This is a genomic window from Nonomuraea sp. NPDC051941 (genome assembly GCF_044593615.1).
Window position 1 is genome coordinate 649,580 of record NZ_JBIUCF010000002.1, and the last position, 6,194, is coordinate 655,773.

At 71.2% G+C, this 6,194-nt stretch carries 4 protein-coding genes; 1 reads left to right on the forward strand and 3 read right to left on the reverse strand.

Annotation, left to right across the window (positions count from 1 at the left end; genetic code table 11):
• Nucleotides 1-2: 2 nt before the first annotated feature.
• The 3 genes from ACIHFD_RS06445 to ACIHFD_RS06455 all read right to left on the reverse strand — a co-directional run bounded on the left by ACIHFD_RS06445 (nt 3) and on the right by ACIHFD_RS06455 (nt 4,880).
• On the reverse strand, nt 3-1,304 hold the full coding sequence (locus tag ACIHFD_RS06445) for an ABC transporter substrate-binding protein (protein ID WP_397365876.1): 1,302 nt from the start codon (nt 1,302-1,304) through the stop codon (nt 3-5).
• A gap of 120 nt (nt 1,305-1,424) precedes the next feature.
• Complete coding sequence (locus ACIHFD_RS06450; RefSeq protein WP_397365877.1) at nt 1,425-2,198, reverse strand: AMP-binding protein; 774 nt, start codon at nt 2,196-2,198, stop codon at nt 1,425-1,427.
• Between the two features lie 327 nt (nt 2,199-2,525).
• Nucleotides 2,526-4,880 (reverse strand): ATP-binding protein, encoded by a 2,355-nt coding sequence (locus ACIHFD_RS06455; protein WP_397365878.1) that lies wholly within the window; start codon nt 4,878-4,880, stop codon nt 2,526-2,528.
• Between the two features lie 83 nt (nt 4,881-4,963).
• Here ACIHFD_RS06455 and ACIHFD_RS06460 point away from each other — a divergent pair.
• Nucleotides 4,964-6,194: ABC transporter ATP-binding protein (locus ACIHFD_RS06460; protein ID WP_397365879.1), on the forward strand; the 1,231-nt coding region annotated here is incomplete at its 3' end.

Sequence of the window (6,194 nt, forward strand, 5' to 3'; positions counted from 1 at the left end):
CGCTACTGAGCGTTGGACTTGGCCGCGTCGGCGAGCCCCTGCTGCAGGGCCTTGACGTCCTTGCTGCCGATGAACAGGCCGACCGACTCGGTGATCGCCGCCAGCCACGGCTGGTTGACCGAGACGCCGTGCTGGATCGACCCGGCGAGCTTGTTGCTCGACCAGTCCTTCAGCGCGTCGGCCAGGTAGTCGGTGTAGAGGGCCTGGTCGGCGTCCTTGCGGGCGGGGATGGAGCCCTTCTTGGGGTTGAAGGCGTCCTGGCCCTCCTTGCCGGCCGCGACCTTCAGCCAGGCGACGGCCCCGTCACGGTTCTTCGCGCCCTTGGGGAGGGTGAAGCTGTCGGACAGCCACATGTACGTGCCCTCGGTCCCGGGAGCCGGCGCCCAGTCGAAGTCCGTCTTCGACTTCTTGCCCAGGCCACCCTCCGGCGGGTTGTGGAAGTAGCCGTACGCCCAGTCGCCCATGATGTTGAACGCGGCCTCGCCGTCGGCCACCTGCTTGGCGGCCGGCTGCCAGTCGTCCTGCGGGTCGCCCGCGTACGACATGATCTTGGCGAAGCTCTCCAGCGCCTTGGTCACCTGCGGGCTGTTCCAGTCGGCGCCCGGCTTGAACAGCGCGTTGTAGGCGTCGGTGCCCATCGAGCCGAGCAGGACGTTCTCCATCAGGTGGGTGACGGTCCACTCGGAGCCGATCGACAGCGGGATCTTGCCCTTGGCCTTGACCTTCTCCAGGTCCGCGATGAACTCGTCGATCGTCTTGGGCGCGGCGGCAACGCCGGCGTCCTTGAGCACCGCAGGGTTGAACCACAGCACGTTGGAGCGGTGGATGTTCACCGGCACCGAGTAGATCTTGCCGTCGACGCTGATCTGATCGACGAGCTGCGTGGGGAAGACGTCCTTCAGCTTCAGCTCGTCGTACAGGAAGGTCAGGTCCTCAAGGTTGCCGGCCTTGATGTAGCCCTGCAATTCGGCGCCCGCGTGCCCCTGGAAGGTGTCGGGCGGGGTGTTGGCCTGGAGCTTCGACTGGAGCAGCGCCTTGGCCTTGTCACCGGAGCCGCCCGCCACGGCGGCGTCGAAGAATGTGTAGTTCGGATTCTGCTGCTCGAAGATCTTCTTCATCGCCTGGAGGCCGTCGGCCTCGCCGGGGCCCGTCCACCAGGAGAAGACCTCAACCTGTTTCTTCTCTCCGCCGCCGCCACTCGCAGCCGGAGACTGGGACGCCTGCCCGCCTCCGCCGCCACCGCAGGCCACCAGGCTCAACGCGCTCACGATCGAGATCGAGACGGTCGCTAACCACCGTCGCATCGCACACCATCCCTTCGAAGCCCCCGAAGTTGGTGATTTGACAACGTTGTCAACCAACGGCCATCTACCCACTTCCCGCCGCGCGGCGTCAAGGGATGGGCGGATAACAGCTCCGCATACTCAGCGGACGCGCTCGAGCCCGCCGTCGGGGTTCGTCACCACCGTGACGCTGAAGTCGTAGCTCGTGCCGGGCGGATCGCCGCCGCCCGCGGCCACCACCAGCGCGCCCTTGGACACGCCCAGGCAGACCAGGACGACCAGGTCGCACCGGCTGTCGGGCGGCCACGTGGTCAGCACGACGTCGGACTCGGCCAGGCCCACGGGCAGGTCGAGCTCCGCCATCCTGGACAGCAGGTCGGCGTGGGACATCCGGCGGCCGTCCGCCGTCAGCAGCGCGTCCTGGCGCTTGGCGTCGAGCGCGGGCAGCGGGGTGGGCTCCAGCGTGAGCAGGCAGCGGAAGTCGATCGTGTCGAGCGCCGTGCCCAGCGAGACGACCTGCCGCACCCGGGACTCGTCGGCCGCCCGCACCGCCGTCTCCGCCAGGTCGGGGGTGGTGATCAAGGTGCGCGCGTCGCACTCGCGCAGCCACGCGGCCATCTCCCCGGCGCCGAGCGCGGGATCGATCGGCGCCGCCACGCCGCCCGCCGCGAGCACGGTGTGCACGGCCAGCGTCTGCGCGCCGGCCGTCGAGACGTGCACGCCCACCACCTGGTCGCGCCGCGCGCCCCTGCGTACGAGCCCCGAGGCCGCCCTGGTCACCTCGGTCACCAGCCTGCGGTAGCCGTAGACGTGGCCGCCGCGCAGATCGACGAGCGCCGGCCGCTCCCCGCGCTCGTACGCCTGGCGGAACACCTCGTGGATCACGGTCCCGGTGGTCGAGGCGGCAGGCTTCATGACCGCCAACGTACGGCCGCCGGGCATGCACAGCATCCACCGATCTATGTAGGCAGATGTGCATTCCCGCGGGCGGGCCCGAGCCCTGCGCGACTCGAGCCCGCTGCCACGCGCCCGGAACCGGACCTCCACCCCTCCGAGGAGGCCCAGCTCCGCGCGGACGCGTGACGTCCCCGATGGATCGGCCGCACCGCAAAGGGTGGAACGTCGGTGCGGCCGATCACACGTAGCAACGGTAGGTGTGCAGATGGGTGCCGCACATGCGCTGACATGGCCATTCGACGATGTAAACCGGCAGGCTCCGTGATGTGTAGAGAGGTACGCGGATCAGCGGCTCTCGATCACCCATGCGGCGATCTGTGTACGTGTGGAGAAGCCGAGCTTGGACAGAATGTTGGCCACGTGGCGGGCGGCGGTCGCCGGACTGATGACCAGTTCGTCGGCGATGGCCCGGTTGCTGAGCCCTCGGGCGATCAGCTCGGCGATCTCGCGCTCCCTGACCGTGAGCCTGCTGTCCTGGCTGACCGGTACGACCGGCTCCGTGGGGCGTTCGGGCAGCGCGCCGTCCAGGGCGCACGCCACGGCCTGTTCGGCGGTCATCCCCGCGCCCTCGGCCCACAACATGCCGACCACGGCCTCGCCCAGCCCGGTCCGCGCCGGTCGCAGGACGTCCTCCGTACGCGCGTCCGGCTGGCGGCTGCGCAGCGCCACCGAGGCGGCGGCCAGCAGGACCGCGCGCCGGTGGTCGCCCTCGGCGGAGACCAGGACCGCCCACTCCTCCAGCCGCCTGGCGATGCCCGCGCGCAGCCCCGCGTCGCGGCTGAGCACCAGCGCCTCGGTGAACCTGGCCCTGGCCTCCACCAGGTCACCCTGGTCGAGCGCCACCTTGCCGAGCCCGGCCAGGCAGCTCACGATCTGCTGCCTGGCGTCCACGTGCCGCAGCAGGCTCAGCCCCGACTCGTAGTGCCGCTTCGCCGTCGGGAGGTCGCCCGAGCGCCTGGCGACCTGGGCGAGCCCGATGTGGGCGAAGGACCGGCCCACGTGGTTGTCGAGCCCCTCGTTGATCGCCAGCACCTCCTCGAACCCGCGCTGCGCCTCCCGCAGGCGGCCGTGGTGCAGGCCGAACTGCGCCCGGGTGCCCTGGGCCAGCGACTCCAGGATGAGGTCGCCAGAGCGCCTGGCCAGCTCCAGTGCGCGGGTCAGGGTCTCGGGCTCGCCGGTGAGCTGGGCCAGCACGATCGTGCCGACGGCCTCGCCGTACGCGTCGTCGACGGACCTGCACAGATCGAGCCCGGCGCGGGTGCACCACGTGGCCAGCTCGAGATCGCCCGCCGCCAGCGCCAGCTCGCCGCGCAGGATCGTGGCCTGGCCGCGCAGCGCCGGCCGCGTCTGCGGGACGTCGAGGGCCAGCAGCCGGTCGAGCCGCTCGGCCATGTCGAGCTTCCTGCCGCTGCCGACCAGCAGGTAACGCAGGTCGGTCAGCAGGCTCAACGCGGTCTCCGGCAGGCCGATGGCGATCGACCACTCGCAGGCCGAGCCGACCTCGACCTTGAGCGCGTCGAACAGGTTCACGTACCGCTCGATCACCGGCCACGACGTGCGCGCGCCCGGCGCGATCGCCTCCTTGAACCCGCTCGCCATCGCGGCCAGCGCCGTCAGGTGCCTGCGCCGCAGCTCCGTCTCCTCGCCGGACTCGGCGAGCTGCTCCAGCGCATAATCCCGTACGGTCTCCAGCAGCCGGTAGCGCGCCTGACCGGCGATCTCGCCGTCGAGCGCGACCAGCGACTTGTCCACCAGATCGCACAACCGGAGCAGCACGTCCTCCTCGGGCAGCCCCGGCCCCGAGCAGACCGCCTCGGCCAGGTCGAGCGTCCACGAGGAGCGGAAGGCCGCCGTGCGGCGCAGCAGCAGCCGCTCCTGCGGGGAGAGCAGCCGGTAGCTCCAGTCCACCGCGGCCCTGAGCGTGCGGTGCCGGGCCGGAGCCGTACGCGCGCCGCCCGCCAGCAGCCTGAACCGGTCGTCCAGCCGCTCGACGAGCTGGCGGACGGACAGGACCCGCACCATGGCGGCGGCCAGCTCGATCGCCAGCGGCAGGCCGTCGAGCGCCTGGCACAGCTCCGTGACCAGCGGCCGGCTCTCGTCGGTCAGCTCGAAGTCGGGCCGGGCGGCGGTGGCCCTGGCCACGAACAGCCGCACGGCCTCGCTGTCCTCCCCACCCACCGACAGGGGCGGCACCCGCCACACGGTCTCGCCGGGCACGCGCAGCGGCTCCCTGCTGGTGGCCAGCACGGTGAGCCCCGGGCAGGCGCAGAGCAGGTCACGGCACAGCTCCGCGCACTCCCCGATCACCGGCTCGCAGTTGTCGAGCACCAGGAGCGCGCGCCGGCCCGCGATCGACTCGGCCAGGTCGCCCGCGATGCCGAGCGCGGCGGCGACGTACTCTCTCAGCTCGCCCTTCTCCAGGTCGGCCAGCTCGATCAGCCACACGCCGCCCGGGTGGTCGGGGCCCACCCTGGCCGCGAGCCGCATCGCCAGCCGGGTCTTCCCGATGCCGCCCGCGCCGCAGAGGGTCACGGCCCGGGAGACGCGCATCAGATGGGCGAGCTCATCTAGATCGGACTCCCGGCCCACGAACGCGTTCGGCTCGGCCGGCAGGTCGCTGAAGTCGGCGAATCGCAGCATCACTGTGAGTGTGTCACCAACTACGCCGTGCGCCCAGACATAATCGGTGGAGATCTGTCAGTGCCCGTGGGCACACTCAAGTCATGGTCGATGAGCCGCTCGAGCTCGGTGAGATCTCCTTCTCCGACTGGCACGCCCATCAGGACAAGCTGGCGGAGGTCGGTTTCCTGACCATCGCCAGGCGGCTGCCGTCACTCGTGACACAGGCGATGCGCATGGCCTGGCAGGCCGGCCGGCGCGACACCCTCGCCACGATCACGCTCAACCTCCTCGGCGGCGTCTTCACGGCCTTCGGCCTGCTGGCGACCACCGGTGTCCTCAGCGCCCTCTTCAGCGAGGGCCCCACCCCCGACCGCGTGCTGGCCGCGCTGCCCAGCCTCGTGCTGGTCGGGGTGGCCGCGACGCTCCGCACCGGCGTGCAGGCCGGCGCGGGCTGGGCGCAGTCCCGCCTCGACCCGCAGGTGAGCCGGCTCACCGAGGAGCGCCTGTACGGGCTGACCAGCCGGGTGGAGCTCGTGGCCTACGACGACCCCGAATTCCACGACGCGCTGCAGCGGGCCAGGTTACGCGGCGTGGCCATGGCCGACTCGGTGGTGACCTCGGCCATCAACGTGGTCACGGCCGCGGTCGGCATCGCGGCCGTGGCCGGCGTCCTGGGCGTGCTCCATCCGGTGCTGCTCCCGCTCCTCCTGCTGGCGGTGCTGCCCGACGCCTGGGCGGCGGTCCGCAGCGCCAAGATGCGCTACACCACGCTCTACGCCCTCATCCCCGCCAACCGCCGCAAGTGGATCATCGCCGAACTGCTGGCCAACCGCGAGCCGGCGGCCGAGGTGCGCTCGTTCACCATGCGCGGCTTCCTGCTGCGCATGTACGACGCGGTGGCCAGGGCCGAGCAGGACGTCCTGCTCAAGCTCGCCCGGCGCCAGACCTTCGCCCGTCTGGTCGGCGAGGCCCTCGGCGGCCTCGGCTCCGCCCTCGTCTACGTGGCCCTCGGCGTGCTCCTGGCCCTGGCCGCGATCCCGCTGGCGGTGGCTGGCACCGCGGTCCTGGCGATCAGGTCCGCCCAGTCCTCGCTGGCCAACCTGATGTACGCCACCAACCGCCTGTACGAAGAGGGCCTGTACTTCACCGACTTCCTGGAGTTCTGCGCCGACGCCGAACGCCGCGTCCCCGCCGCGCGCGAGGCGTCGGTGCCCGAGAACTTCGAACGCATCACGGCCACGGACATCACCTTCACCTACCCCGGCGCCGAGGCGCCCGCCCTGCGCGAGGTCTCGATCGAGATCAAACGCGGCGAGGTCATCGCCTTCGTCG